The 24,896-nt window shown below is 68.0% G+C and carries 15 protein-coding genes and 1 pseudogene; 5 read left to right on the top strand and 11 right to left on the bottom strand.

Features of this window, described 5'->3' with window-relative positions; genetic code table 11:
- Window positions 1–63: 63 nt before the first annotated feature.
- Window positions 64–2,235: a DEAD/DEAH box helicase gene (locus tag G3I71_RS23190; protein WP_164316824.1), complete on the top strand. Its 2,172-nt coding sequence runs from the start codon at window positions 64–66 to the stop codon at window positions 2,233–2,235.
- A gap of 80 nt (window positions 2,236–2,315) precedes the next feature.
- On the opposite strand, the gene G3I71_RS23185 is transcribed toward G3I71_RS23190, so the two are convergent.
- The gene (locus G3I71_RS23185) at window positions 2,316–8,429 is read right to left on the bottom strand and encodes an AAA domain-containing protein (RefSeq protein WP_343243051.1); all 6,114 of its coding nucleotides are present in this window, start codon (window positions 8,427–8,429) and stop codon (window positions 2,316–2,318) included.
- A 581-nt stretch (window positions 8,430–9,010) separates the two neighbouring features.
- Between G3I71_RS23185 and G3I71_RS23180 the strand changes: the two genes are divergently transcribed.
- Together G3I71_RS23180 and G3I71_RS23175 are read left to right on the top strand one after the other, a co-directional pair.
- Window positions 9,011–9,715, top strand: a complete 705-nt coding sequence (locus tag G3I71_RS23180; protein WP_164316822.1) for a hypothetical protein — start codon at window positions 9,011–9,013, stop codon at window positions 9,713–9,715.
- Between the two features lie 254 nt (window positions 9,716–9,969).
- Entirely contained in the window at window positions 9,970–12,516 is a 2,547-nt protein-coding gene (locus G3I71_RS23175) for a DUF262 domain-containing protein (RefSeq protein ID WP_164316820.1), read from the top strand.
- Window positions 12,517–12,690: 174 nt separating this feature from the next.
- Here G3I71_RS23175 and G3I71_RS52955 read toward each other — a convergent pair.
- The 9 genes and pseudogenes from G3I71_RS52955 to G3I71_RS23135 all read right to left on the bottom strand — a co-directional run.
- Window positions 12,691–12,894 (bottom strand): annotated as a pseudogene (locus G3I71_RS52955) (hypothetical protein); the annotation flags it as partial.
- On the bottom strand, window positions 12,858–13,244 hold the full coding sequence (locus G3I71_RS23170) for a hypothetical protein (protein WP_164316818.1): 387 nt from the start codon (window positions 13,242–13,244) through the stop codon (window positions 12,858–12,860). The gene G3I71_RS23170 and the pseudogene G3I71_RS52955, both read right to left, overlap by 37 nt.
- Window positions 13,245–13,373: 129 nt before the next feature.
- Window positions 13,374–14,030 carry a hypothetical protein gene (locus tag G3I71_RS23165; RefSeq protein ID WP_164316817.1) on the bottom strand — a complete coding sequence of 219 codons (657 nt, stop codon included), beginning with the start codon at window positions 14,028–14,030 and terminating at the stop codon, window positions 13,374–13,376.
- The gene (locus G3I71_RS23160; RefSeq protein WP_203731094.1) at window positions 14,027–14,704 is read right to left on the bottom strand and encodes a hypothetical protein; all 678 of its coding nucleotides are present in this window, start codon (window positions 14,702–14,704) and stop codon (window positions 14,027–14,029) included. The genes G3I71_RS23165 and G3I71_RS23160 overlap by 4 nt, the downstream gene beginning before the upstream one ends.
- A complete protein-coding gene (locus G3I71_RS23155) occupies window positions 14,697–15,044 on the bottom strand; it encodes a hypothetical protein (protein ID WP_164316815.1) in 348 nt (115 codons plus the stop codon). The genes G3I71_RS23160 and G3I71_RS23155 overlap by 8 nt, the downstream gene beginning before the upstream one ends.
- A gap of 221 nt (window positions 15,045–15,265) precedes the next feature.
- Complete coding sequence (locus G3I71_RS23150) at window positions 15,266–16,549, bottom strand: hypothetical protein (RefSeq protein WP_203731092.1); 1,284 nt, start codon at window positions 16,547–16,549, stop codon at window positions 15,266–15,268.
- A 47-nt stretch (window positions 16,550–16,596) separates the two neighbouring features.
- Entirely contained in the window at window positions 16,597–16,893 is a 297-nt protein-coding gene (locus G3I71_RS23145; protein WP_164316813.1) for a hypothetical protein, read from the bottom strand.
- 26 nt (window positions 16,894–16,919) lie between these two features.
- The gene (locus tag G3I71_RS23140; RefSeq protein ID WP_164316811.1) at window positions 16,920–17,990 is read right to left on the bottom strand and encodes a hypothetical protein; all 1,071 of its coding nucleotides are present in this window, start codon (window positions 17,988–17,990) and stop codon (window positions 16,920–16,922) included.
- On the bottom strand, window positions 17,987–18,634 hold the full coding sequence (locus tag G3I71_RS23135; RefSeq protein ID WP_164316810.1) for a hypothetical protein: 648 nt from the start codon (window positions 18,632–18,634) through the stop codon (window positions 17,987–17,989). Before G3I71_RS23135 ends, G3I71_RS23140 begins: the two co-directional genes overlap by 4 nt.
- A 923-nt stretch (window positions 18,635–19,557) precedes the next feature.
- On the opposite strand from G3I71_RS23135, the gene G3I71_RS23125 reads away from it, so the two are divergent.
- Together G3I71_RS23125 and G3I71_RS50385 are read left to right on the top strand one after the other, a co-directional pair.
- On the top strand, window positions 19,558–20,862 hold the full coding sequence (locus G3I71_RS23125; protein ID WP_164316808.1) for a hypothetical protein: 1,305 nt from the start codon (window positions 19,558–19,560) through the stop codon (window positions 20,860–20,862).
- Between the two features lie 193 nt (window positions 20,863–21,055).
- On the top strand, window positions 21,056–24,358 hold the full coding sequence (locus G3I71_RS50385) for a type ISP restriction/modification enzyme (protein ID WP_203731090.1): 3,303 nt from the start codon (window positions 21,056–21,058) through the stop codon (window positions 24,356–24,358).
- Here G3I71_RS50385 and G3I71_RS23110 read toward each other — a convergent pair.
- Entirely contained in the window at window positions 24,353–24,847 is a 495-nt protein-coding gene (locus G3I71_RS23110; RefSeq protein WP_239149312.1) for a hypothetical protein, read from the bottom strand. The genes G3I71_RS50385 and G3I71_RS23110 overlap by 6 nt on opposite strands.
- Between the last annotated feature and the right edge of the window lie 49 nt (window positions 24,848–24,896).

Here is a 24,896-nt window from a genome sequence, read left to right as displayed (position 1 = left end):
TCAGTCTCTAGGCTGGCACCGCTCACCGCGCGCCCACCGCCCGCCCGCGACCCGAGGACTCCCATGCCCCGCCTCGCCCTGTCCGACGACTTCGTCGCGGATCTGATCTCCCTGCAGAGACCTGTCCAGAAGGAAGTCAGCGACACGATCCAGATGTTCCGGAGCTTGACGGTGCCTCAGCTCCACGCCAGCAAGGGAATGCATCTGGAGAAGCTGGAGCGGGCGCGCGACCCCCGGATCCGTACGATCCGGGTCACCAGGTTCTACCGGGCCGTACTCCTCGCCCCGGACGACGGCAGCGAGCTGTTCACTCTCCTCCGGGTGGCACCCCACGACGAGGCGATCAACTGGGCCTGCAAACGCGCCTATTCGGTCAACGGTGCCACCGGCGGCCTGGAGGTTCGCAATGTCGAGGCACTCGAACAGATGGAGACCTACTTCGAGACGAAGGCGGTCCAGACCCCGGCCCGGCTCTTCGCGCACCACTCCGACACCGTGCTCCGTGACCTCGGCATCGACGACCAGGTGATGCGGCTGGCGCGTGTGTGTGTCACCGCCGACGATCTGACGGTCATGGCGCCCCCCATGATGCCTGCCGATCAGTACGAGGTACTGGAGTTCCTGGCGGCCGACTACTCACCCCAGGACGTCTGGGAGCAGCTGATCGCCTCGCGCGGGCAGACGGTGCGCACGGCGCAGGACCGGCCTGCCGTCACCCTCAGCGAGGCGATCCTCAATACGCCCGACCGCATGGTGGAGGTCACCGGCCCCGGTGAGCTGGAGCGGATCCTCACGGAGGACTTCACCCGCTGGCGCGTCTTTCTGCACCCCACTCAACGCCGGTACGCCTACCACCCGGGATTCAACGGACCGGCTCAGGTGACGGGCGGTCCCGGCACCGGCAAGACGGTCGTAGCGCTGCACCGGGTACGGCACCTGCTGCGCACCGGACGTGAGGACGACCGTATCCTCCTCACCACCTTCACCAACGCCATGGCAGCCGCCCTGCGGGACAGCCTGGCCCTCCTGCTCGGCGACGCGGACGCGCGTCTGCTCGACCGTGTCGACGTCACGACGGTGGACTCGCTGGCCGCCCGGGTCGTCCGGGAGGCCAGGGGCGGCTCGCCGAAACCGCTGTCGGCCGCGGCGGAGAAGAGCGCGTGGACCCGTGCCGCCGCGCGCGAGGACCTCCCCTGGTCGGAGCGCTTCCTGTCCCAGGAGTTCCGCAACGTCGTCCTGGCGCAGGGACTGCGCACGCCGGAGGAGTACCTGCGATGTGTGCGCAGGGGACGCGGCACACAGGTGGGACGAGTCCAACGGGCCCGGCTGTGGCGGGTCATGGAGCGGTTCACGGGAGACCTGAGCTCCCGCGACTGCGCGACGTACACCATGGTGTGCGACCAGGCCGCCCGGATTCTGGCCGAGCAGGGGCCGCGCTACCGCCACGTCGTGGTGGACGAGGCGCAGGACCTGCACCCGGCCCAGTGGCGGGTGCTGCGTGCCTGCGTGGCCGAGCAGGCCGATGACATGTTCCTCGTCGGTGATCCCCATCAGCGCATCTACGACTCCCGGGTCTCGCTGCGGTCCCTGGGCGTCAGCGTGCGCGGGCGGACGTCCCGGCTGCGCCTCAACTACCGCAGCACGGAGGAGATTCTGCGCTGGTCCGTGTCCCTCCTGGACGGTCAGCCGGTGGGCCGACTCGGTGAGGACGACGAGGACGACGGCGGCCGGGACTCTCTGCGGGGCTACCGTTCCGAGCTGCACGGCCGCCTACCGGTGGCTCGCGGCCATGGCAGCCAGGACGACGAACTGCGCGCGCTCGTGGAGCAGATCCGCACCTGGATCGACCAGGACGGTGTGAAGCCGTCCGAAGTAGCGGTGTGCGCCCGGTTCAACACCCTGGTCGACGCGGTCATCGCGCGCCTGCGTCGGGAAGGCGTCCCCGCCGTCGCGGTCAAGGACGATCCGGGGCCGAAGGTGTCGGGTGTGCGTGTGGCGACGATGCACGCCATGAAAGGGCTGGAGTTCCGCTGTGTGGCCGTCGTCGGCGTGACGTCCAACGTGCTGCCGTTCGCCCCGCAGGTGACTCCGGCCGACGAGGACGCAGTGCAGCACCGTTCGGATCTTCTGGCCGAACACTGTCTGCTCTTCGTGGCCTGTACGCGGGCACGCGACGCTCTGGCGATCTCCTGGAGCGGTGAGCGGAGCCGCATGCTCGACCCGGTCACCGACTGAGCCGCGCCGGGCCCTGTCCCGCGGACCGCAAGGCTGCTTCTCGGGACAGGGCCCGTCCTCTCACGGCGCCATGGCCTCGATCAGACGCGGATCTCCCGCACTACGACCGCGCGCGACCTGCCCTGGGACGCGTCGTACGAGATCTCGCGTCCTGTCGGCTGCCAGGCCAGCGCGCAACCGAGAGGGGAGGACGGAGAAACGATGTCCGCCTCCTCGGTGGGCAGTTCGGCGATCGTGTACAGGGTGTCCTCGTCCACCTGACCGTCGAACTCCAGGCGGAGCAGCGCGCCCGGAATCACCACGTCGGGAACAGCTCCTTCCCGCCCGACGCCGACGGAGTCGAGGAAGGTCCGCAGGAAGGCGAGACGCCTGGTGCGCCGGTCCCGCTGGTCGGCCTGGGTCCTCCTGAGGAAGACCAGTTGGGCCGCGTCCGCTCCTTCGGGGGTCTCGTAGGGAGCGTCGGCTGCCACCTGCAACTGCTGCACTTCGCGCACCAGTCGCTGGAAGGCCGCGGCGGGAATCTCCCGGACCGGCAGAGAACCCGGCGCGGTCGGGTTGGGCATCGCCGACCGCATCGAGCCCTCGGAAGGTACGACGTGCCCTGCCGAGCGGGCCGGGCCCGTAGTCTCCCGAGCGGTGGCTGCTGCCTCAGGGGGCGTCACCCCAGCTGCCCGCGTAGGAACGGCCTCGCTGTCCGCGGTCATGGCACGTAGCCAGGTCGGAGCAGGCGTCGCCTGTCGGGCCGGATCACTCAGGGACTCGCGCGGGTCCGTGGCTCTGGGCACGGGCACAGCCCCCAGAGCAGCCGCAGTTGCGGTCGGCGCTTGCGCTCGCGCCGTGCCTCGGCTCCCCTCCTCATGGCCCGATGCGGCCCGCGACTCGAACGGCCCGCGATCATCGGCCACGGCAGCGTCACCTGCCCCTGCCCAGGCCACATCGCCGGTCTCGGTCACGTGCCCCGTCACGACTGCATCGCCGTCGGCCGCCACCTCAGCGCTGGTCGCCGCCCGACCGTTCGGCTCCGCGCCGTCGACGGCAGCACCGTCGGCGGCACCGGAGTCCTCCGGCTCCGGCCCGACCGGTTCGATGCCCAGCCGTTCCAGCTCGGCCCACAGCGGGGCCAGCGCCTGCTCGCGGTCCAGGTGGAAGCGACTTCCCCGGATCCGGACGAACGTCCAGTCGACGCGTTCCAGGTCACGCTGTCTGGCGGCCGCGGTGGAGGCATCCTCGCCCTCGGCGAAAGCGTCACCGTCGCAGGCGACCGCGAGTCTGCGCGTTCCGCCCTCCACGACGAGGTCGATCGTGTGGCGGCCCACCTTGTATCCCGGACGGACCCGGTGGCCCCGTGCCGTCAGTTGCAGGTACACCTGCTGCTGGAACAGGCTGTCGAACACTTCGTGCCGGACGTCGGGCAGAACCTCGCCCTGGACCGCGACGACATCCTCCTCCGCGGGACGGGTGAGGTGATCGAGCCACCGCCGACGCAGGTCGTTCTCGTGGAACTGTTCGGCCCGCGCGCTGTGGAACACCCACACCTGGTCCTGGGCACGTGAGGCCGCCACATTGATGCGCTGCTCGTAGGTCTTGCCGTTGAAGCCGCCCGGTACCGCTCCGGCGGCCGTGGTCGCCGAGTTGACGAACGAGATGAACATGATGTGCCGCTCGTCGCCCTGGAAGTCCTCGGCGTCCCCGACCCGGATACGCCGCTCCTCGCGCTGCTCGTAGTCGAGGCGCTCGGCGAGCAGGTTCTCCAGCTCCGTCAGGTGTCCCTTGCTCGCCCGGAGGCTGACGACCCCCATGGTCTTCCCGTCATAGGCAGGGTCGGCACAGCAGCGCACGATCGTCTCGACGAGGGCCTCGGCCTCGGCGGCGTTGGTCAGCCGGGTGTTGGCTCCGACGGCTTCGCCGGTCTCGACGTACACCGTGCGGACCGGGGGCAGCCGGTCGGCGCCGTACTGTCGCAGGGGCAGCAGAGCACGGTTGTAGCAGAGGTCGTTGGAGAAGGAGATGATCTCCGGCATGCACCGGAAGTGCTCCTTGAGCATGAGTGTTCCGCGGCCCGCCGAGAGCGCTTCCGTGAGGTCGAAGAAGCTGGACTCTGGGCCGAACAGGCTGCGGACGTCCGGTTCGAGCGAGGTGAGCAGACGATCCCTGAGGTGAAAGTACTCGTCCTGCTTGAGGCCGACGTTGGACGGACTGACCTGCTTGCTGTCGCCGACGACGACCATCCGGTCGGCGAGCCAGCTCAGCAGCATGGCCTCGAGGCCGGATTGGCTGGCCTCGTCGACGATGACGACGTCGAACAGACCCGGTCGGTCCATGGGTACGGTCTCGGCGACCTGGTGGAGGGGCATGATCCAGGCCGGCACCGCCGTCTGCGCCTTGCGCAGGGCGGCCTGTGCGTCGCGTCGGTAGCGGTGCTGGTACTTCCCCTTGATGCGGCGTGCGGCCTGCTGGTAGGCGCTGAGTGCCCGGGACTGATCGCCGGTGAGCAGGCCGAGGCAGCGGTGCCAGGCGCGGGCGGCGGCGAGTCGAGCGAGCATGATGCGGGCCTCGTCGTCGGCCTCCGTCAGCCGTCGGCGCAAGGCACGCTCGGCCTCGGGGTCGGTCAGCCGCTCCATGCGGTCGCGCCACGCGGACCAGGCCCAGGCCTCGGCGAGCGAGGGCAGCCGAGTGCCCCAGGCGCTGTCCTCATGTGTGGCGGTGATCCGGTCGGCCAAGGCCGGGAACTCCTCGCGGACGCGAGCGAGCGCCGCGTCCTGTTCGGCCCGCAGCCGGGCGGCCTCGCGCACCTCGGTCATCTCGTCGCTGAACACGCGGTAGCCGACAGGGTCACGGTCGCGGACGGTACCGAGTGCGCGCACCACGGCGGGCGACACACCGGGCCGGTCGCCCCAGGTCCGCAGCAGTTCTTCGGCGTCCGCGATGACCTTTCGCGACTGTTCGGCCGCGCGCAGGGTGGTCGACGCGCGCACCAGGGTACGCACGGCGTTCTCTACGGACGGATCGTGCCAGGGCGCGACCGCGAGGGCCGGGGAAGTGGCCGCGGCGGTCAGGACGTCGGTGCGGGCGCCGACGACAGCGAGCAGCGCGTCCAGCACCTCCGCGTCCTGTCGCAGCCGCGCGAGGCGCGGTCCGTGTCCCTGCCAGGCGACGAGGGACGTGCCCCACTCGGACTCCACCTGGGCCAGGCGCAGTTCCAGCTGAACGCGGGCCAGAACGACGGCTGACGTCGGAACGTCCTCCGGCGCCCGGCCGTCGACCCGTACGTTCTCCGCGAACGCGCCGACCGTCTTCGCCAGTTTGGAGCGCATACCGAGGGCGCCGCGCAGCTTCTGTCCCTGACCGAGACCGTCGTGCAGTGCGGTGACCTGCGCGAGCGCCGTAGCCGGGTCGTACTGCTCCAGGCCGCTGACCATGGCGGTGCCCAGGACGGCGAGCGAGCTGTCGACGGCCGCCAGGGTCTCGGCGACGGCGGCCCGCCGGCTGCGTGCCTGCCAGTCCTGTCCCTCGGTCACCTGTCTCAGGAGCGTTGCGGCCCAGTCACCGGCCGCGGCGGCGAGAGCCCCGGCACGGGCGCGGGTGGTGGAGAAGGCGTCGAGCGCCGAGGACAGCCGCTGCTGTTCACCTTCACCGAGGCTCCTCACCGCCGTGTCGTACTCCGCGCACAGCGGGTCCTGGCGCGCGGCCACGTGCGCCTCCTCGGCCGACCGTACGATCCGTATGGCCTCCTCGAAGTCGCCGGGGCCCGGCAGTTCGGAGGGGCCCGGCACCTCGGCCGCGAGGGCCTGGTGGTGCGGGGTGTACGCGCGGGTGGTGTGCAGCAGGCGCAGTGCCTCGTCCGCGCTCAGGGCGGGCTGTTCCTGTGGGACCGGGCCCAGCCAGTCGTACCGTCCCGCCTCCGCGGTGAGGCGCTCGGCGATCTCCTGCAGGCTGCCGCGGTAGTCGCCGATCTCCGCCTCGAAGCGGTGGGTCTCCTGTTCGCGCAGTAAGGCGAGGTCGCGCAGCATGGCCTGCTGAGCGGTACGGGCCTGCGCGAGGCGCGTCTGAAGGGTTCTGATGCCCGTGCGGGAGGCCTTCTCGTCGTAGCCCGCGTACTCGCCGAGAATCCGCTGCACGGACGCCTCCAGCTCCCGCTGGGCGGCCGCACCGTCCTCGGTGCGGCTCACGCACAGGTCGCGGATGGACTCCGGCAGCTTGTCCCGCAGCACGCGCAGGGCGCGCGGAGTGTGGCTGGTGATGAGGACTCGCTTGCCCTGGGCGAGCAGGTCGGTGACCAGGTTGGCGATGGTGTGCGTCTTGCCGGTACCGGGCGGTCCCTGGACGACGACGAGCCGGTTGGCGCGCAGGCGTTCGGCGATCGTGCGCTGCTCCTCGTTGGCGGGCAGTGCGAAGTACATCTCGTCACCGCCCTGCGCGGTTCCGTCGTCCTCCGCCGCCGCGAGGTCCGCCGCGGTCAGCGCGCCGTCACGGCCCGCGATGTAGCCGAGCAGTGCGGTGGGCGGCGTGCCCGCGTCGATCTGGCGTGCGATGGCCTTGAGCGCGTCCATGGTGGAGCGGCGGCTGCGCTCACGCAGGACGAGTGCTGGGGTGAGTCCCACCTGCGGGACCTCGAGGCTGCGCGGCTTGGCGCGCTCGACGGTCGGCGCGTAACTTCCGGCGCTGTGGGCGGCGTTGACCCAGCTGCGCAGGGCGGTGTGAACGGCGCCGAGGTGTTCGGGGTCGGTCACGTCCAAGGCGCCTTCCAGTACCTCGACGATCGTCTCGCGCACGGCGCCCGGCACATGCTGAGCCCCTTCGAGCATGCCCTCTTCGAGTTCCAGGCCCACGCCGGTGGGGTCGGGGGCAGCGGTGAGCGTGCCGGTGGACGGGTCGAGCTGGATGGTGGCGCGGTGCGTGACGAGGTGCCGCTCAACCCGCTGCCCGGAGGTCGTCTGCCAGGTGAGCCGGCCCAGCCCGAGCACGAGTTCGTACGCCTCACCGAGGCCCGCGGCGTCCTCGTGCATCTTGTGCAGCCGGTCGTACAACCTGACCAGTGGGTCGATCGCGCGGCGCCGCTCCGCCCAGGCGAGCCATTCCTGCTCCCAGGCGGCGTACAGCTTCTCGATCCTCTCCCGCTGAGGGTGTTCGTCCAGCTCGTGATAGGTCTTGTCGAGCGGGATACCCCGGGACCAGTCGGGGAAATCGGGTTCGATACGCCGGCGCAGGTGCGGGGCGCGAGGCTCCTTGAAGTCACGGATACGGGTCTCGTCCACCCAGGGCGCGAGCAGAGCCTTGGGGTGTGGCGCGTCCTCACGTTCGGGGCGGGCGACGGTCAGCCACGCCGGGTCGTCCCCCGCGAGAGCGCCGTCGATCATCACCTCCACGCCGTCGTCGTCCGGTAACTCGTCGAACCACACCGCGCCGGCCGCCCCGTCCAGCGTGCGCACCGGGCGCGTCTTCGACTCCTCGGCCTCGGCGAGAAACCGGAAGATCTGCCGGACGCGAGCGGCATCCAAACCGTTGGCGGAGACCTCCGCGACCAGTGATCGGGTGGTCCGAGGCGCGGGGCCGGTCGGCTGGGCCGGGACGACATCGAGCCCGGCCGGTGCGGTGGCGCGCCGGTCACCCCTGGTCGGGGCCGGGCGCACGGCCCTGGTCACGGGCTCCGAGGCGTCATCCGGCTCCGCGAACAACGACTGCTGCCGCTCACCGAACAGTACGGACTGGTCGAACGCCATCGGTACAGGGCGCTCGCCGACCACCGTGGCGGCTGCGGGCGCCGTGCTGAACGTGACGCTCCCCCGGTCACGCGCCGGGAAGCGGACCTCGATGTCCAGGTCACCGGCGGTACCGGCGGGAATGCTGTAGGCCCACGTGACGGAGACCCTGCGCCCCGCACGCAGGGTGCCCTCAAGCTCATCGTCGAGCAAGTCGCCGCGGTGGTCCCGCACCTGACGGGCCGTCTTGCCGTACAGCCCTCCCCGGACCAGCAGGGTGACACCGCCGAGGTCGAGTGGCCGCCCGGTGCCGTTGCTCAGGGACAGGGTGCACCGCACCATGTCGTCACCCTGCCGGTAACCGTGACTGCCCTCGGTGTCTGTCAGCGCGTACGGCACGACGTCGCCCACCCGCACATACAGGCCGTCGTCGTACTGATAGACGAAACCGACCGGCCGCAGACCACCGCTCAGCCCACGCTCATCCTGACTCACACGCCCACCCCACCACTGCTCCTGAGGGCCATCCGGTGACCCGTCCGGTCATCTCGCCCCGACCACAACGAGCCCGATAGCAAGGCGCCCCCCGGCGCACGGACTTTAGTGTGAACTGAGCACACATCACGAGCGTATCAGCAAACTTGGACACCCAACCGGCCATTGGCGTTCATCCGGCACAGATCACCACCAACGAGTGATCACCGACGACGCCGACGACACCGGTAACACCTTCGAGGCACCCCCCCTCCCGCAACATTGACTTAGTTCACATTGCACGCCAAGGTGTACTCGATGCTGGCCGAGAGGCAAGCGAAGGCGCCATGCACATGCAAGTGGTCGACGTTTCAACCCGGTTGACGGCTCAGCGACGCACCCACAACACCAGTAACCGGCCGCTCGACAAGAGCGCGGTGCAGCCACTGATGGATCCTCACGCTGCCCCATCGCCTGGTCGAGGAGGCGGCGGATTCTTATTCCAAGATCGACTCACCCACCCGCACCGTCAAAGCAACACCAGACTTGGCCATATCCCAACGCCCTCGATGCACCCGCTATCCGAGAGGACCAGAACCCCGATGAGCAAGGCCGATGACGCTAAGAACGTGATCCAGCAGGGTCTCGAGAAGGCGTTGGTCGCCCAGCAGCCGCTGGCGAGGAAGAACGTCGAGCGCCTGCGGCGAGTCCACCCCGAGGACACTCCACAGGAGCTGATCCGGCGGCTGGATCGTTACTTCCTCACCGGCATCACCGCATCCGGAGGAGCATCCGGTGCGGCAGGGATCGTGCCCGGCGCGGGGATCCCGACGGCTCTGGCTGACGTCATGCTCTTCACGGAAGCGTCAGTGCTCTACACGCTGTCGCTGGCCGAGGTTCATGGCCTGCATCCTGAGGACATCGAGCGACGCAAGCTCCTTGTCCTGACCGTCCTCCTCGGCGACGGAGCGGTGAAGGCTCTGGACAAAGCCGTCGGGCGCACTGGCCCCTATTGGGCACGGCGCATCGTCAGTGCGATCCCCATGGCGGCGATCAACCGGGCCAACAAGGTGCTGGGTCCGCGGTTCATCACCAAGTACGGGACCAAGCAAGGGGTCCTGGTGCTGAGCAAACAGGTGCCGCTTGGTATCGGTGCCGCGTTCGGCGCCGGCGGCAACCATGTCTTCGGGCGACTGACGATCAAATCCGCACGGAACATCTTCGGAGAGCCCCCGCCGAGCTGGGCCGGCGATGAGGGTGGGGACGAGATGCCCCTCGGCCCTGACTCCGGGGATTCGACTCCGTAACGTCGGTTTTCGGATGGATGGTTCAGGACGACTCCAGATGCGCCGCGCCGAATGAACTGTCAGCTCTTTCCTCGGCACGTCTGTGCTGCACATGTCGTCCTCTCCATCTCAAGCCGTTCGTCCTTGGCATCGGCGGACAGCAACGTCTGAAAAGGCATAGATTCAGCGGGCAACTGCCCCTGGGCCGCGAGGCATCGGACCTGAACGGGCTCGGCCTATGCACCCGTCACGGATGCCGTAGGGAAAGGAAGCGCATGCGCGCCCAGGAGATCACCTTCCTCAAGCTCGTCCAAGGGGAGAAGCAGTTCCAGGTGCCGCTCTATCAGCGTACTTACAGCTGGGGCGGGGACCAGCTTCGGCGACTGTGGGAGGACATAGGGGAACTTGTCGACCAGCACCTGGCCGGCGAGCCGACCTCGCCGCACTTCCTCGGGTCCGTGGTGCTCGCACCCGGTCAGATCCAGGCCGGCGGGGTGCAGAAATGGCTGGTGGTCGACGGGCAGCAGCGGTTGACCACGCTGATGCTGGCCTTCACTGCCCTGCGCGACCACCTGAAAGAGACGGGTGACGCGCGCGGGGTGGACCGCGTGCACCGCCAGATACTGGTCAACGAGTTCCACGAAGGCGCGGACCACTATCGGTTGCTGCCCACGCAGGCGGACCGAAACGCGTACACCGCCTGTGTGCAGTCCCGGGCGGACGCCGGGGGAAGCGACAACATCGGGGCTGCCTACCGGTTCTTCCGCGGTGCGCTCGCCCAGCGCCACGAGGCGGGCGACGAAAAGTGGGCCGCCACGGTCGAGACCGTACTCAAGGACCTGCTCTCCATCGTGGAGATCACCGCCGAGCCGGGCGACAACGTGTACCGGATCTTCGAGTCGATCAACAACACAGGTGTCGGGCTCAGCCAGAGCGACCTGTTGCGCAACTACTTGTTCATGCTGCTGCCCAAACGAGGCGAGCGGATCTACCAGGAACTGTGGCTGCCCATGCAGCAGAGTCTCGGTCCGAAGAACCTCGAACTCCTGGTCTGGCTCGACCTGGTGGTACGCGGCCACTACAAGACCAAGCAGAGTGAGATCTACCGCGAGCAGCAGAAGCGGCTCCATTCGCTGGCCGGCGACGAGGACGCGCTGCAGCGCGAGATCGAGCAACTCGCCCAGCGAGCCAGCCGATTCCTGCGGATCATCGACCCCGCGCGTGAGTCGTCCCCCGCCCTTCGAACGGTCCTGGAACGTCTGACCGCCTGGGGTGGCCAGACCCACTACCCGCTCACGCTGCACCTGCTGGACCTTCTCGACACTGGCAGGACGACGCCGGACGACGCGGCCCAGGCACTGGGTTACGTCGAGTCCTATCTGGTGCGACGCCTGATCTGTCAGACACCGACCACCAACCTCAACCGTATCTTCATGGAAGCGCCGAAGGAGCTCGAGACAGACCGATCTGCCGCCGAGGCGGTGAGGCGGTTTCTGTCCGGCCGACGCCGGCGTTGGCCGAGCGACGAAGAACTGCGCGAGGCGGTCCGCACCAAACCGTTCTACTGGTCCGGGCGCCCCCCACAGCGCAGTTACATCCTGCGCCGCCTGGAGGAGAGCTACCGCGCCTCCGAGCCTGTGGACTTCGCCAAGGCGTCGCTCAGCGTGGAGCACGTCCTGCCGCAACGCCCCGCTCCCGCGTGGTTCGACCTGCTCGCCGAGGAGACGGAGCCGAACCAGACTCCGCAGGAGCTGCACGACCTGCTGGTGCACACGCTCGGCAACCTGACGCTGACCGGCGACAACGCCAAGCTTTCCAATCACCCCTTCGAGCGCAAACAGCAGATCCTCGACTCCAGCGCCCTGCGCATGAACCTCGAGATCTCCTCGGCACAGCGCTGGGGCAAGGCACAGATCCTGGAACGCGCCGACCGCCTGGCCGACCGCGCCGTGGAACTGTGGCCCTGTCCGATCGGCGGGGTCAAGCCGGCCGGTGAGGAATCGCCGGGCTGGGTCGAGCTGCGTGCCGCCCTGGTGGCAATGCCGAGCGGCACCTGGACGACGTACGGCGATGTCGCCGAACTGATCGGCAGCCACCCGGTGCCTGTCGGGGCTTACCTGAGCGCCAACACGAGCGTGATCGGCGCTTACCGGGTGCTCACCGTGGAGGGCAGGATCTCCCCGCAGTTCCGCTGGGCGGACGGCAGTGACCGGCCGCCGCCGCAGGAGCTGCTGACGAGCGAGGGAGTGCGCTTCGACTCCCTCGGGCGGGCCCACCCTCCCCAGCGCCTGTCCGCCGCCGAGCTGGCCACCCTGCTGGGCAGAGACGTGGCACAGCCCGCCGTGCACGACCTGCTCCCCCAGAGGGAGGATGCAGAGGCGGCCGAGCGGTTCCGTGCGCAGCTGCAGGAGAACTGGCCTGACGCGTACTCCGGAGTCGTGGCGGTCCTCGATTTCTGGCGCCGCCAGGGCGGCCACGTGACATACGGCCGGTACGAGGAGACGAGTTGCTTCCCCACGCTGGACCTCGGGGCCAGCCGTCGGCCGCATCTGATGTGGCCGGTCGGGATCTACCCCGTCAGCGGAACGGTCGAGGTGGTCTTCCAGTACCTGAAGACCCGCAGTCCCTTCGACGACACGGAGCAGCGCCGGGAACTCCTGAACCGCCTGAACAAGATCGACGGCATCGATCTGCCCGAGGCGAAGCTGGAGCTGCGCCCGTCCTTCCCGGTCACGGTCTTCGCGGAGCACAGTGACGAGATCTGCGAAGTGCTGGACTGGTTCGTCGGGGTGGCGGCGCTGGATCTGGCACGGCGGGACTGAACGCGTGTCGCGTTCTGCTCCACATCGACTGGCTGTCGCAGGACGACAACCGAGAGAGACAGTACCTGTGCCGGGTCGACCCTGCCAACGAAGCAGTTTGGAGGAAGGACCATGACGGAAGCGACGCCCGACGAGCTGGGCATCCCGGGTCGAACTGCGGACCGCGATCACGTCATCGTTTCGCGTCTCCGGAGCGTCGAGGGGCAGAAGGGCCTGATACGCGGTGGCTGCCGGAAGCACGGCAACCGAACCGTCCAGCGGGGCTGTGATCGCGGGCTGTCCGAGGGGCGCGATGGCACCGGGCCCCGCCCATGCGAGAGCGCTGTCCACCTCGGCAGCCTTCAGCTCGCCCGTGTCCTCGTCGAGCACATCGTCCATACGTCCACCAGCGTCCCGCCACGGGCGCACTCCGCCAACTGCCGCAGCACTGCGGCCGTCCCACCACCCGGTACATTCTCCAGGTCCGCCCGCGTGAGCGCGGCACGCTCCACCTCCAGCGGGTCCAACGCGTCGAGGAACGCGGCAACAGCCGCGCCCGGCTCGGCGGGCACACCGACCTCCACCCGTGCCAGCACGTCCAGTTCAGTCGGCCAGGTCCCAGGCGGCCAGAGGTGCAGCACGACGCGTGGCAGTTCATGCGGGTCGGCACGCACATCGACGGCGGCGACCTGGTCACTCACATCTCGTCCGTCCACGGCGACGGCGTAGGCCCAGCCGTCGAAGGTCATCTCAAAACGGTTCGGTGTCGACACCGGCGGAGCCCAACCCAGCCATGCCCATGTCGACTGAATTCATCGCTGGAGCGCGGGCGAGCTGCTCCCTCTCCACGGAAGCCCGAGAGAGCTCCACGGGTGCCTCTACGACTTCGTATCCGGCGATTCCTCGTCGTCCGGTTCGAGGTTCCAGACCGCCACGCTCACTTTGTGCGCCAGCTCTTCGATGTCCTGGGCGGCCCGGATGACCCGTGCGGTGTCGTCGGTGGCGGTCCACAGGACCACGTCGGCGCCGACTTCCTCGTCGCGCCAGGCGTAGCGGAGTGCGGCGATCACTTCGGGGGTGTCGTCCTGCCTGAGATAGCGGAATGTCCGCAGCCCCTCCCCGAGTTCTGTGTGGAAGGACTCGACGACCGGGGGCTCGACAGCGTCTAGGTCCTCGGCTCCGACGAGGAAGCGCAGCGTCTCCTCGCGGTCACCTTGCGCGGGCTTGACCATGCTGAAGACCTGGAGAGGCATGGTCGCCGGTTCCCACATGCGCAGCAGTACCCGCGTATCGAAGGGCTCCGGCGCGAAGGCTTCCGCGAAGCGCCGCAGCACACCCGCGAGGAAGGAGATACCTGACTCGCCTGGATCCTGCCCGTACGACCGCCAGAGCAGCTCGGCGCACGTACGCGCCCAGGCGTCGATGTCCTGCCACTCCTCGGTGTCCCAGCGCGGAGGAAGCTCCAGCCACCGACTCGGGTCGTAGTCGATGTCGAGGCTGAACTCGTGCTCCAGCTCGACCAGGGGCTCAGTCATGTCCAGCTCCACCGGAAGGTCGTCATCAGCGCGTCGAACCACTCGACCATCGCATCAGCCAGGTCGTCTCGGGGGTTCCCGGCGCCGATCGTGGAGAAAGCGGCCACGAGCCACTGGCCGGGGTCACCGGGTATCGCCACGAGATACTCCACCCTTCGGCTGCCAAGCTCCGCACCGCGCTCCGGGGCCGCAGGCACGACACGCTCTCGGCGAACCGCAAGGGCTCCGTCGACCTCGCCGCTGCTCAGGTCCATCTCCGAGGCACTCCCCGTGCCGTCGGCGGAGAGCAGTTGCACGGCGATCTCCGCAGGGTCGGACACCTCACTCGAAGCTCCGTCAGGCCCGGAGCGCGTGGGAAGACGCGCGTTGGAGACGGTGAACGACGCCCCGAGGTTCACGGCGCCCGTCAGCTTCACCGGCAGATACATCTCCAGCGCATCGGCCCTGCGCGCCTCGGCAACGGCGGCCCGCAGTCTGCGCTCCAGCTCCAGCCGCAGAGGCGTCAGCTTGTCGCGCGGCACGTCCGCCGGCACGCGTGCAAAGGCGGAGGCGACGAGGGAACGTACGGCGACCTCCGCGTCTGCCTGCCGGAGTGGGATCTGCACCCAGTCCTCGGGCAGGAGAAACCCGTAGCCAGTAGGTGGCGAGGCAGGTTCGGTCACGGGATCAGCCATGACTGCGTGTCCGCCTGTTCGTGTACCAGATGCCCACGTGCACCGCGGCGCTGATCGCGACCCCGGGCCACAGCTGCCAGTATCCGCCGAGTGCGGCTCCTAGGAGAGCCATGAGGAAGTAGAGACCGCTGATGACCCGCAGGTCGAATTCCAGGGTGTCGCTCTTCCTCCTGGTCTCCGGGCTCCGGAACTGGATCAGCACCAGCAGAGGGCTGAGCGCGGCGATGTCCAACGCCCAGGTGGGCATGGGCAGTTCCAGTCCCCATGTCCTGTGGTTCTGCATCGCGACGATGAACCACAGCAGCATGACGAGGGCGATGGCGAGCAGCACGTAGCGCACTTGGGCCGCCCACTTGAGGAACCTCTCGTCTCCTGGCCCGGACGCAGGTGTTCCGGAGCCGACGGCATCGGTTCCGGCATGGTCTCCCGCTGGACGAGGAGTCCGCGCGGACGCGTGAAGGTCCTGATCCGCTGCGGCACGGACGCGCTCCTGAGCCTGGCGAGCCTGCCGGGTTCGAGCACTCTCCGTGAGGCCGGTTCTCCGCTTCTCCGGTTCGGGCCTCACCATTGCGACCCGAACCCTGCTGTTGGCGCTGTCATGTCTCCCTTGGCATTCACATAGGTAGGGGACCATGCGTCTCCGGCCCGTCCGCCGAGGTCGAGTACTGTACTCGTCCCCCAGTAGGCTTGGGATACGCCCTTCTGACGGGCTGCTTCCGAGGCGATTTCACTCAGTCGCAGACTGTCCGGATACCTGCCGCTCATGCGCTCGACGTCCTTCACCTGCTCCGCCATGCGCTTGTCCCCGAGGGCCTTGTAGGTCTCCTTCCGCGTCGCCGCCGGCATTGCCTCGTCCCGGGTCTTCACGCCCGCCGCTCGACCCTGCTGGTTGTCCGCGGTTCTGCGGAGTCGGCCCAGGCGTCCACTGCCGCCTCGTCCGCCGGCGGCACGGTTCATTCTGGCCACTCGCTTCGCCTGCTGCTCCGCGAGGTCCTTCGAGATGCCTCGCCCTTCCTTCTGCAGTGCCTTGACCGCCTTGGCCGCCTTGACGCCGTTCTTGGCCATCTTGAATGCCGCGATGTCGGTGACCACATCGAACCACGAGCCGTTGCCGGTCAGGGCCATGAGGAGGTGGATACCGAAGACGATTCCGGTGAGGATTGCGGCCAGCACGCCGAGGGCGGGGAAGAAGATCGCAGCGAAGGTGAGCAGGGTGGTGATGTTGCTCAGGACTTCGGCCAGTGTCCCCAACCAGTCAGCGTCGCCCACCCACGCCTTGAAGTCGTTCCACCAGCTGTCCTCCATGTCGTCGTCGATCGACGACCGGATCTTGCCGGCGTAGTGGTCCGCGCGCTCACCGTAGAAGGTGACAGCCGACTGCAGCTTCGTGCGGGCGGCCTCAAGATCTTCCCGGGCCCGCTTCACTGCGGGGTCCTCGTCCGGCTTGTCCTTGCCGGTGTCCTTGTCCGAGCCCTTACTGGCACTGTCCGGCTTGTGCTGGTCGATGGTCCGCTGGGCGTCCTTGGCATCGTCGAGGGCATGGCCCGCCCTCTTCTGGGCGTCCTCCATGTCGTCTGCCCAGCCGTTGAGGTGCCCCTTCACCTTGCGGTAGCGGTCCTCAGCAAGGTCCAGCCTCCGGCCGAGCCCGCGCGCGTTGTCGCCCAGCTTGTCGGCGTACTCGCCCTTCAGACCGTCGCACTCGGCGATCGCCTGCATGGCGGCGGCCTGCGTACGCAGCTTCTCGGCGATCCTCTTCATGTGCGTGACCTCGCGCCGGATCCCGTCCGGATCCCCCGGAACGGGGTCGGTCTCTGTGAGCGGCGCCCAGTCAGCCGGCCGAGCCATGGATGTTCCCCCTGCGAAGAGCCGTCGGTCCGTCTGCGCCCAAGGCGCTACTTCTTCCCCTTGTTGGCGTTGGCCAGCTGGTCGTCGAGTCCCTTGAAGGCGTCGCTGGTCGTCTTGACCTGCTTCCCAACCTCCTCGATCTCCTTGACCAGGCGCCCCCGGTTCTTGTCCCAGTTGTCCACGAAGTCGCCCATGGCGGCCTGGACACGGCTGTCGCCGAGCAGCGACTCGATGTCCTGCTTCCAGTCCTCCAAGCCCTTGAACTCGCGGCGGATCTGGGCGAGTTGCCTGGCACTCGTCGACAGCAGGTCGTAGTCGACCTGGAGATCGGATCCCTTCGACATGTCTCTGGCCCTTCACGTGTCGACTGTCAGCGGTTGACGGACTGGATCTCCTGAACGGTCATGTCCTGGGTGGTCTCGAAGGTGCCGTCCGGCAGGTCGCCCTGCGCACCGCCGGAGCCCTCCCACGAGATCGCCCAGGTGATCGACGCCTTCAGCTCATACGGCTGACCGCTGCTCGCGCGTAGATACGTGATGCCGCAGGGCGGCGGGGTCTTGCTCGCGTCGCCTTCGGTGTACGGGGTGCCGATCGAGCCGTCGTCGTTGATCTCGCAGTCGCCGGAGGCCGGGTAAGTCTCGGCGTCTACCGTGCCGGGCTCCAGGTGCAGGGCCACCGGTTTGGCCGTCGTCTCCGCCCACAGACCGGTGTTCGGCAGCGTGGCGCGGACCTTGACCTCATTGAAGGTGCCCTTGTCCAGCCACACCCAAGTGGGCAGATTCACCGTGGAGTTGGCCGCAGGCTTCACCTCGATCTCGGTCTGCGGGACCTCGATCCTGTCGTAGGCGTACGCGGCCAGGACTTTCGGTGTGGGCGCGTTGGGATCGTCAGGGACGGTGCCGGCACCCTGCCAGAACATGATCTCGCTGCAGTCCCACGCGGCGAGGTCGTCCTCGTGCCCGGCACGGACCACGTCGCGCCAGAACATCCCGTCCTTGCCGAGGTTGTAGTCCTTGTAGCCGCCCTCCTGGCCCTTGTCGTAGTAGTTGACGAGCAGCTCGTGGGCCCAGAAGAGGTGCGAATTGACGGGGGCGAGCATGTCGGTGCCCTCCAACTCCTCCACTCCGGCCTTGAGTTGCGCAGGCGTCAGAACGGGCTCGTACCAGCAGGCCGGAGGCTCCCAGTTGGGGTCGACGGAGGCGAGGGTCCCGGCGGAGGACTTCGCGGTTCCACTTCCGCCCGACCGCGTGATGACAATGCTGGACTGGCTGACCTTGGCCGTGAGCTGCCGACCGGAGGTGCCCCCACCCTGGGAGCCGCTCGGCTTGGACGGGTTCCAGCCGTCGTCCCCGCCGATCGCCAGGGCCGAAGAGGGAGTGAGAACGGTGACGACCAACGCTGCTGCCGTCAGTCCGAGAACGGAGCGAGCACCTGTTCTCACTTGCAGCCGCCCTGCGTAGTGCTGACCGAGGTGGTCTGCCACACACCGTCGTCGTTCTTGCTGAGCTTGGTCTGATACAGGACCTGAGCCGTGTCGGCCGGGGTTTCGGTGATCTCACCGGTCTTGCGGTTCTTCGTGGAAGCCGTGCTCTCGTCCACGCAGTAGAAAAGGGTTCCTGAGCCGTCCGCGCTGATGCGTGTCTGCGGGTTGTACGCCCGGGTCTTGCCGACCAGGGTGATGTCCTTCGTCACGAACCCGTTGACCCATTCCTTGCCAGTGGTCAGGGCGGTGCCCGTGTTGTAGAAGGTCATGGCGTCCGATTCCGGATCGGCTTCGATGATCGCGGAGTAGGAACCGAGGAGCTGCTGCTTGCCGTCGTCCAGGATCGTCTGGAGCTTCACGTCGCTGTTCGTCCAGCTCTCGAAGTTCGCCTGGAACTCACTGGGAAGCGTGATCTCGGGGCGCTTGACTCCGTCCTGCGAGGCCGACGCGGAGGGGCTCGCCGACGCATTCCCAGCGCCGACGTCCGCCCCATTGATCTTGTCCGAGGACGCATCGTCGCCCCCTCCGGAGCCGCAGGCGGTCAGCAGCAGAGCCGCGGATGCGGTGAGCACGGCTGTCACCAGCCGGGCGGGGCGGTTCACTCTGGACTCCTGGTGAGGTGGGGGTAACTCAAGCGAACCAACGCTATCTGTAGGGCACGTGAGGACACCAATGGGGTTTCCGCCAAGCAGGAAGGGCTCCAAGTCCAGTTCGTTCGAAAATATGCGACAGCGTCCGTCACTTTACGTAATAATCTGTCGCGGATCTGGCGACCATGAAGTCCCGAGCAGGAAGTCGTCAGCCCTTCAACGCGAATCGCTCGTTTGCCAACGCGCGCTTCAGCGCCGAGGCAGGCTCCGGACGCCGTGATCGAGAATTCTGCGTGCACGGGCATGCCAGGGCGCGGCGCCCATTCAGTACGGCGATCTGAGCAGCGAACTGGCACTGCTCGGTCATCACGTCCCCGCCCACGAGGGCCCCATGCCCTACCTGTTGGAAGACGCCTCGGTCCGAGAAAACCCGGACGGATCACTACCCCTGCTGTCGGCACTCGTAGTGCTGAAGGACAGCGGCCGGCCGTCCGGCGGCTTCTTCAAACAGGCCCGGCGCACACCGTACAAGCGGCCGGGCGACAACATTCAGCTGCGAACCCGCTGCTGCCTGTCCCTGTCGTAGGGCTGCTTGTACGAGGCCCGGCAGGGCAGGCAGACGTACGACGTCTTCGCGGGTGCCATGTCGCCAGGGTAGGCGTCGCCCGGGCGGAGTTCGAAGGGGTTCCGGGTCGGGTGCGGACGACACCCCCTGTAGGCCGGCGTATCCGTTCAGCGCCATCCGCGTGGGACACGCGTGCGCGTGCCCAACGAGGTGCTTCTCGTCAGCCCAGACCATGAGCCACCGGTCCCACTCACTACCCTTCGTCTTCCGGACGCTCCCGTTTCGTGACGTTCTTGATCTAGTCATGCCGTTCTTGTCGTACGTCGGCCATAGGCTGCCGTGTTGGAGAGCAAGGGGAGACGGGGAGACGATGATTGACTACCGCAAGACAACCGTTCCGGTGTGGACGCTGGCGACCGGTGACGTCCGGGTGCCCGCACTTGGCGGAGACGAGCCGATGACGGCTGAGCGCCTGGCTGAACTGCGCGGTGTGCTGGCCTGCCTGGCCGACGCACCGATCGCCACACTTGAGGTACATCCGCTACCCGACGAGCTCGACCGCAGCCGAGGTATCCCGCTCGATGCCGTGAGTCCCCTGGCACAGCACCTGTCGCAGCTCATCACGCAGTCAGCGCGAAGTTCCCCTGTGGCGGCTACGGCGACCGCTGCCGGTGAAGGCCTGTATCGCATGGTGGTTCCGGCGAAGGTCGCCGCCCAGTTCGGTCAGGGCATCGTTCGCCCGATGGCGGCGAAGGGGGCGGGCGGTGGCATTTACGGTGCGCTCGTGAACTCAAGGGGCATCACCGCCCAGGCGAAGTTCGTGCCGGTCGGTAAAGCGGCAGCAGCAGGCGGAGCCGGTGCGACAGCCAGCGTCGCGGTCGCCGGCAGCGCGGCGCTCACCGTGGCCGCGCCGCTCGTGCTCATGGCCGTCGCGGTGGGGGTGAGCGCGAACGCCGACTCCAAGCGCCAGCAGGCCATCGAACACATCACAGAACTGCTGGAGCAACTGCACGAACAGAAGCTCGATGACGAGCACAGCGAACTCGACGGTTGCCGCGATGCCATCGACAAAGCCACCGCCATTCTGCTCGACCAGGGCAAGCTCGGGTTTTCGCTGGGACTGGACTCGGCAGTACATGCCATCAACACGGCGCTGGGCGCCGCTGACCGCCGCCTTGCCCGGTGGCAGAGCGCACTCGACAAGCTGCCCGACGACAAGGCGGTCGAGATCGACACGCTGACCAAGGCGTTCCCCGGCGTCGACGACCACGGCGGCAGGTTCCGCGCCCACCTCGAACTCGCCGCCCTGGCCCTTGCGTTGAAGCGGCGGGTCGTCGTCCTGCAGGCCGTCGAGCATGCCCAGAGCGACCCTGACAACCTGTTCGAGAACTTCGCCCGCGCGCTCAAGTCCGACCAGCAGCGCCTCGACAAACTGGAGTCGGGCATCGCCGGTGTCCTGGTGCGCCTGTCGGTGCTGGAGCTGGCACGCCCGAACGGTTTGCGGCCCGTCTTCACGACCGGTGAAGTCGATCGCCTGATGCGCGTGGCACACCGGATTCACAGGCTGGGTGACGGCGTCATGGTCAACAACCCTGCGACAGACGTGGCGATTGAGATTGCCCGCGACAAGGACGGCTCGGTGGTCGTGTTCCCCGCACTGCCCGCACAGGCATAGGCGCGCTCGCACTCGTTCGTCCCACCGCTCGCGGGCAGAGGCGGACCCGCTACGTCCCGTAAGTCTGCGAGGCGTACCGTCACCTCATCTGAACTCCCGACGCCCTCTGCCAATTTGACCCAAGTAGTTGCATACTCCACCAGAGGGACCGGTCCTGTATCCCCATCAGGACCGAGGGGGTGGGGGACGATCCATGGCTGACGCACGTCTTCAGTGGCTCCAGGAAGCTGTTTCCGTCTTCGGCGCCGAATGCAAGCGGAACCTGTTGGGCCCAGGTGACCGCGAGGCGTCCATCCGCAGCCCTCTGGAGCAACTGTTCCGCACGATCGCCGCGCACCATTCCCGCCCCGACATCGGCTGGTACCCGGAGACCCGTATCCCGCACCTGGGAGTACGACCGGACTACGCCGTACGCGTCGACAAGGACGTGACCGGCTACATCGAGGTGAAGCGGCCCGGCAAGAGCATCGATCCGGACTCCTTCACCGGTCACGACAAGAAACAATGGGAACGCCTGCGCGACCTCCCCAACCTGCTCTACACCAACGGCAACCACTGGCGTGTCTTCCAGTACGGCGTGCAGATCGGTGAGGAGGTAGTGCTGTCGGGGGCATTGAAGAGCGCCGGGGAGAAGCTGGCTGCCGTCGACCTCGGCGCCTTCGACGCACTGGCGCAGGCCGTGCTCTGCTGGAAGCCGCCGGAGATCCGTCGGGTCTCGGTACTCGTCCAGCACATCGCTCCACTGTGCCGCCTGCTTCGCGAGGCCGTACGGGAACAACTCCGCGCCGAGGCCGGGCTGGACGCAGTCGACTCACCCGCCGACCGCCCGTTCACCGGCCTCAGAAGCGACTGGCGCCGGTACCTCTTCCCCACCGCCGACGACGCGACCTTCGCCGACGGTTACGCCCAGACCGTCACCTTCGCGCTGCTCCTCGCCCGCACTGAAGGCATTCCGGTCACCGACACGAGCTTCCACGAGATCGGCCGCCGCCTCCACGCGGGCCACGCTCTAATGGGCAAAGCCCTCCAACTGCTCACCGACAACGTCAACGAGCGGTTCGAAGTGACGTTGAACCTCCTCGCACGTACCGTCGCGGCCGTCGACTGGGAGACCATCCGGCAGGGCAACCGGGACGCCTACCTCCACCTCTATGAGTCGTTCCTCTCCGTCTACGACGACCGCCTCCGCCAGCGCAGCGGCTCGTACTACACCCCTCACCAGGTCGTCGAGGAGATGGTCCGGCTCGCCGAGGAGGTGCTGCGCACCCGCCTGGGCAAGCCGCGCGGCTACGGCGACGAGAGCGTGCACATCGTCGACCCCGCGATGGGCACCGGAACTTACCTGCACACCGTCATCGAGCGGGTGGCGCGCCAGGCGGCCGAGCGGCACGGCGACGCCATGGCACCCGACGCGATCGGCCGGCTGGCCAAGCGGCTGTACGGCTTCGAGCTCCAGATGGGCCCGTTCGCCGTCGCGGAACTCCGCGCGGCCGACCTGCTGAAGAAGCACGGCGCCCCACTCCCTCCGGGCGGACTCAACCTCCACGTCACAGACACCCTGGACGACCCCTACGTCCAGGAGGAGCAGCTCGCCTCGACGTACGCGGCCCTATCCGTGTCACGCGCCCGCGCCAACCATGTCAAGGCCAACGTCCCCGTCACCGTGGTCATCTCCAATCCGCCGTACGACGACAAGGCGGAGAACCGCGGCGGTTGGATCGAGAAGCGGGTGAAAGGTCAGGGCCGTCCTCCCCTGGACGACTTCCGGTATCCGGGCAACGGCCGTTACGAGCACGCGCTGAAGAACCTGTACGTCTACTTCTGGCGCTGGGCCACGTGGAAGGTCTTCGACGCCCACGGGGACGACCGGCACGGCGTCGTCTGCTTCATCACCCCGTCGGCGTTCGCCACCGGTCCCGCCGGGCGGGGCATGCGCGACTATCTGCGCAGGACGTGCGACGAGGGGTGGATCATCAATCTGTCGCCGGAGGGGCAGCGGTCGGACGTGGCCACCCGTGTGTTCCCCCATGTCGCCCAGCCGTTGTCGATCTGCGTGTTCGTGCGGCGGGCGGATCACGACCCGGCCCGCCCGGCGCGCGTCCACTACCGGGCTCTTCAGGGAAGGCGGGCGGAGAAGTTCACCCAACTCCGGGCAGTGAGTCTGGATGACGGGGGCTGGCGGGACGCGCATGCGCGAGGGGCGCGGCCGTTCACTCCGGTTTCGTCATCGGGTTGGGAAGAATACCCAGCGCTGGACGCGCTCTTCCCATGGGGCAGCCCCGGCAGCAAGGCAAACCGATCATGGGTTGTCTCGCCCTCGGCAACAGTTCTCGCTCGTCGCTGGACGCGTGTCAGCGCAGAGGCGGATCCCGAGGTCAAATCCGTCCTGTTCAAGGAGACACGAGACCGCCAGCTCAGCACACGGCCGGCAGTTCTACCAGGCTTCCCCCACCCCGACCGAAGCATGGAAGAGGAGAAAAGCACGCAGCCACGTCTCCTGCGCATCGCCATGCGCAGTTTCGACCGTCAGTGGCTCATCGCCGACAACCGGGCACTCGACTTCCCTCGGCCCGACCTGTGGGAGTCGTTACAGCCGGGGCAGGTGTTCCTCAATCAGCAGAGCAGCCATGAGATTGGCAGCGGTCCCGCGCTGGTGGCGACCGCGCTGTTACCGGACACCCATCACTTCAACGGCCGGGGCGGGCGGGTGCACCCCGTTCTCCATCCCGACGGCAGCGCCAATGTACCCACCGGACTGCTCCGGTACCTGGCCGGTGCCCTCGGCCTGGCCGAGCTGACCGTGCACGACCTCAGTGCCTACGCCGTGGCCGTCGCCGGACACAGTGCCTTCACGGAACACTTCGCCGAGGAACTGCTCACCCCTGGCGTCCGGTTACCTCTCACCCGTGACCCGGTTCTGTGGAGCGAGGCGGTCCGTGTCGGCCGTGAGTTCCTTTGGGCGGCGGCCTACGGCGACGCCGGCGCCCCTCCGGCCGGGCAGGAGCCGGGCCAACCGAGTGTCACCTTCCCGGCGGGAGACCCACGGCAGGTGAGATACAAGACCGGGATCGGCACCACCGTGCCCGACACGCTCGACTACGACGCGGAGACCGGAACCCTGAGTGTGGGTCCGGGGGCCTTCACCGGTGTCCCGCCCGAGGTCTGGAACTACGAAGTCGGCGGGATGAACGTCGTCAAGAAATGGTTCGGTTACCGGAAGGCCTCCCCCACCAGCCGGAAGACCAGCCCGCTCGACGACCTCCACGTCACGTCCTGGCCGAGCAAGTGGACGGAGGAGCTGATCGACCTGCTGTCCGTCCTGCGGCGGCTTGTCGAACTCGCACCCGCACAGCAGGCGCTCACCACGAAGATCGTGGGTTCGCCGGTCGTCACCGTCACCGACCTCACATCGGCGGGCGTACTCCCGCCGCAGCCGGGGGCAACTCGCGCACGGCGCCGCGTCGTCCTGGACTTCGGCCAGTCGGACGAGTCATGAGCGGTCGGCGCCCGTCTCACCCGTGCGAACGTAGGACTTCGCCTGTTCCAGGGTCCATGTCCCGTCCGCCAGTCGCCTCAGGGCAAGCCCGGCGGGGCGGGGCGCCGCGCCCATGGCCACGGTGTCGGCGAACGACGCCACCGCGCTCAGGCGAGTCGCCAACTCGTCGCACTCCGCCGCACGCAGGGTCGCCGCTCCGAGCGGGGTGAGTGCGAGGCTGCCCAGGTCGCCATCGCACCGCTCCACCAGTCCGGCCCACAACAGGGTGGGCAAGGCGTCCCGGATCTCGTCCGTGTCGAGGTCACGAGCCAGGTAGGACTCCGGTGCCCGTTCGGGAGCCGGAAGGTCACACAGATCCAGTTCCTGCAACAGGTGTTGTTGGAGCGGCGAGAGCTGACCGCTGGGAACGAGCATGCCTCCAGTATGACCCGTGCCGTGCGCGACGACTGTGCCGACGGTGAAGGCGGCCAGAACAACGCGACTGTCCATCGACAGGTCCTGCTGTACGCGCCAGTCGCCGGAGCCCGGGACGAGCTGA

It is taken from the genome of Streptomyces sp. SID12501 (assembly GCF_010550245.1).
Lineage (GTDB): Bacteria > Actinomycetota > Actinomycetes > Streptomycetales > Streptomycetaceae > Streptomyces.
The sequence above is the reverse complement of the archived record's forward strand: the minus strand, read 5'-3'. Positions and strand labels throughout refer to the sequence as shown.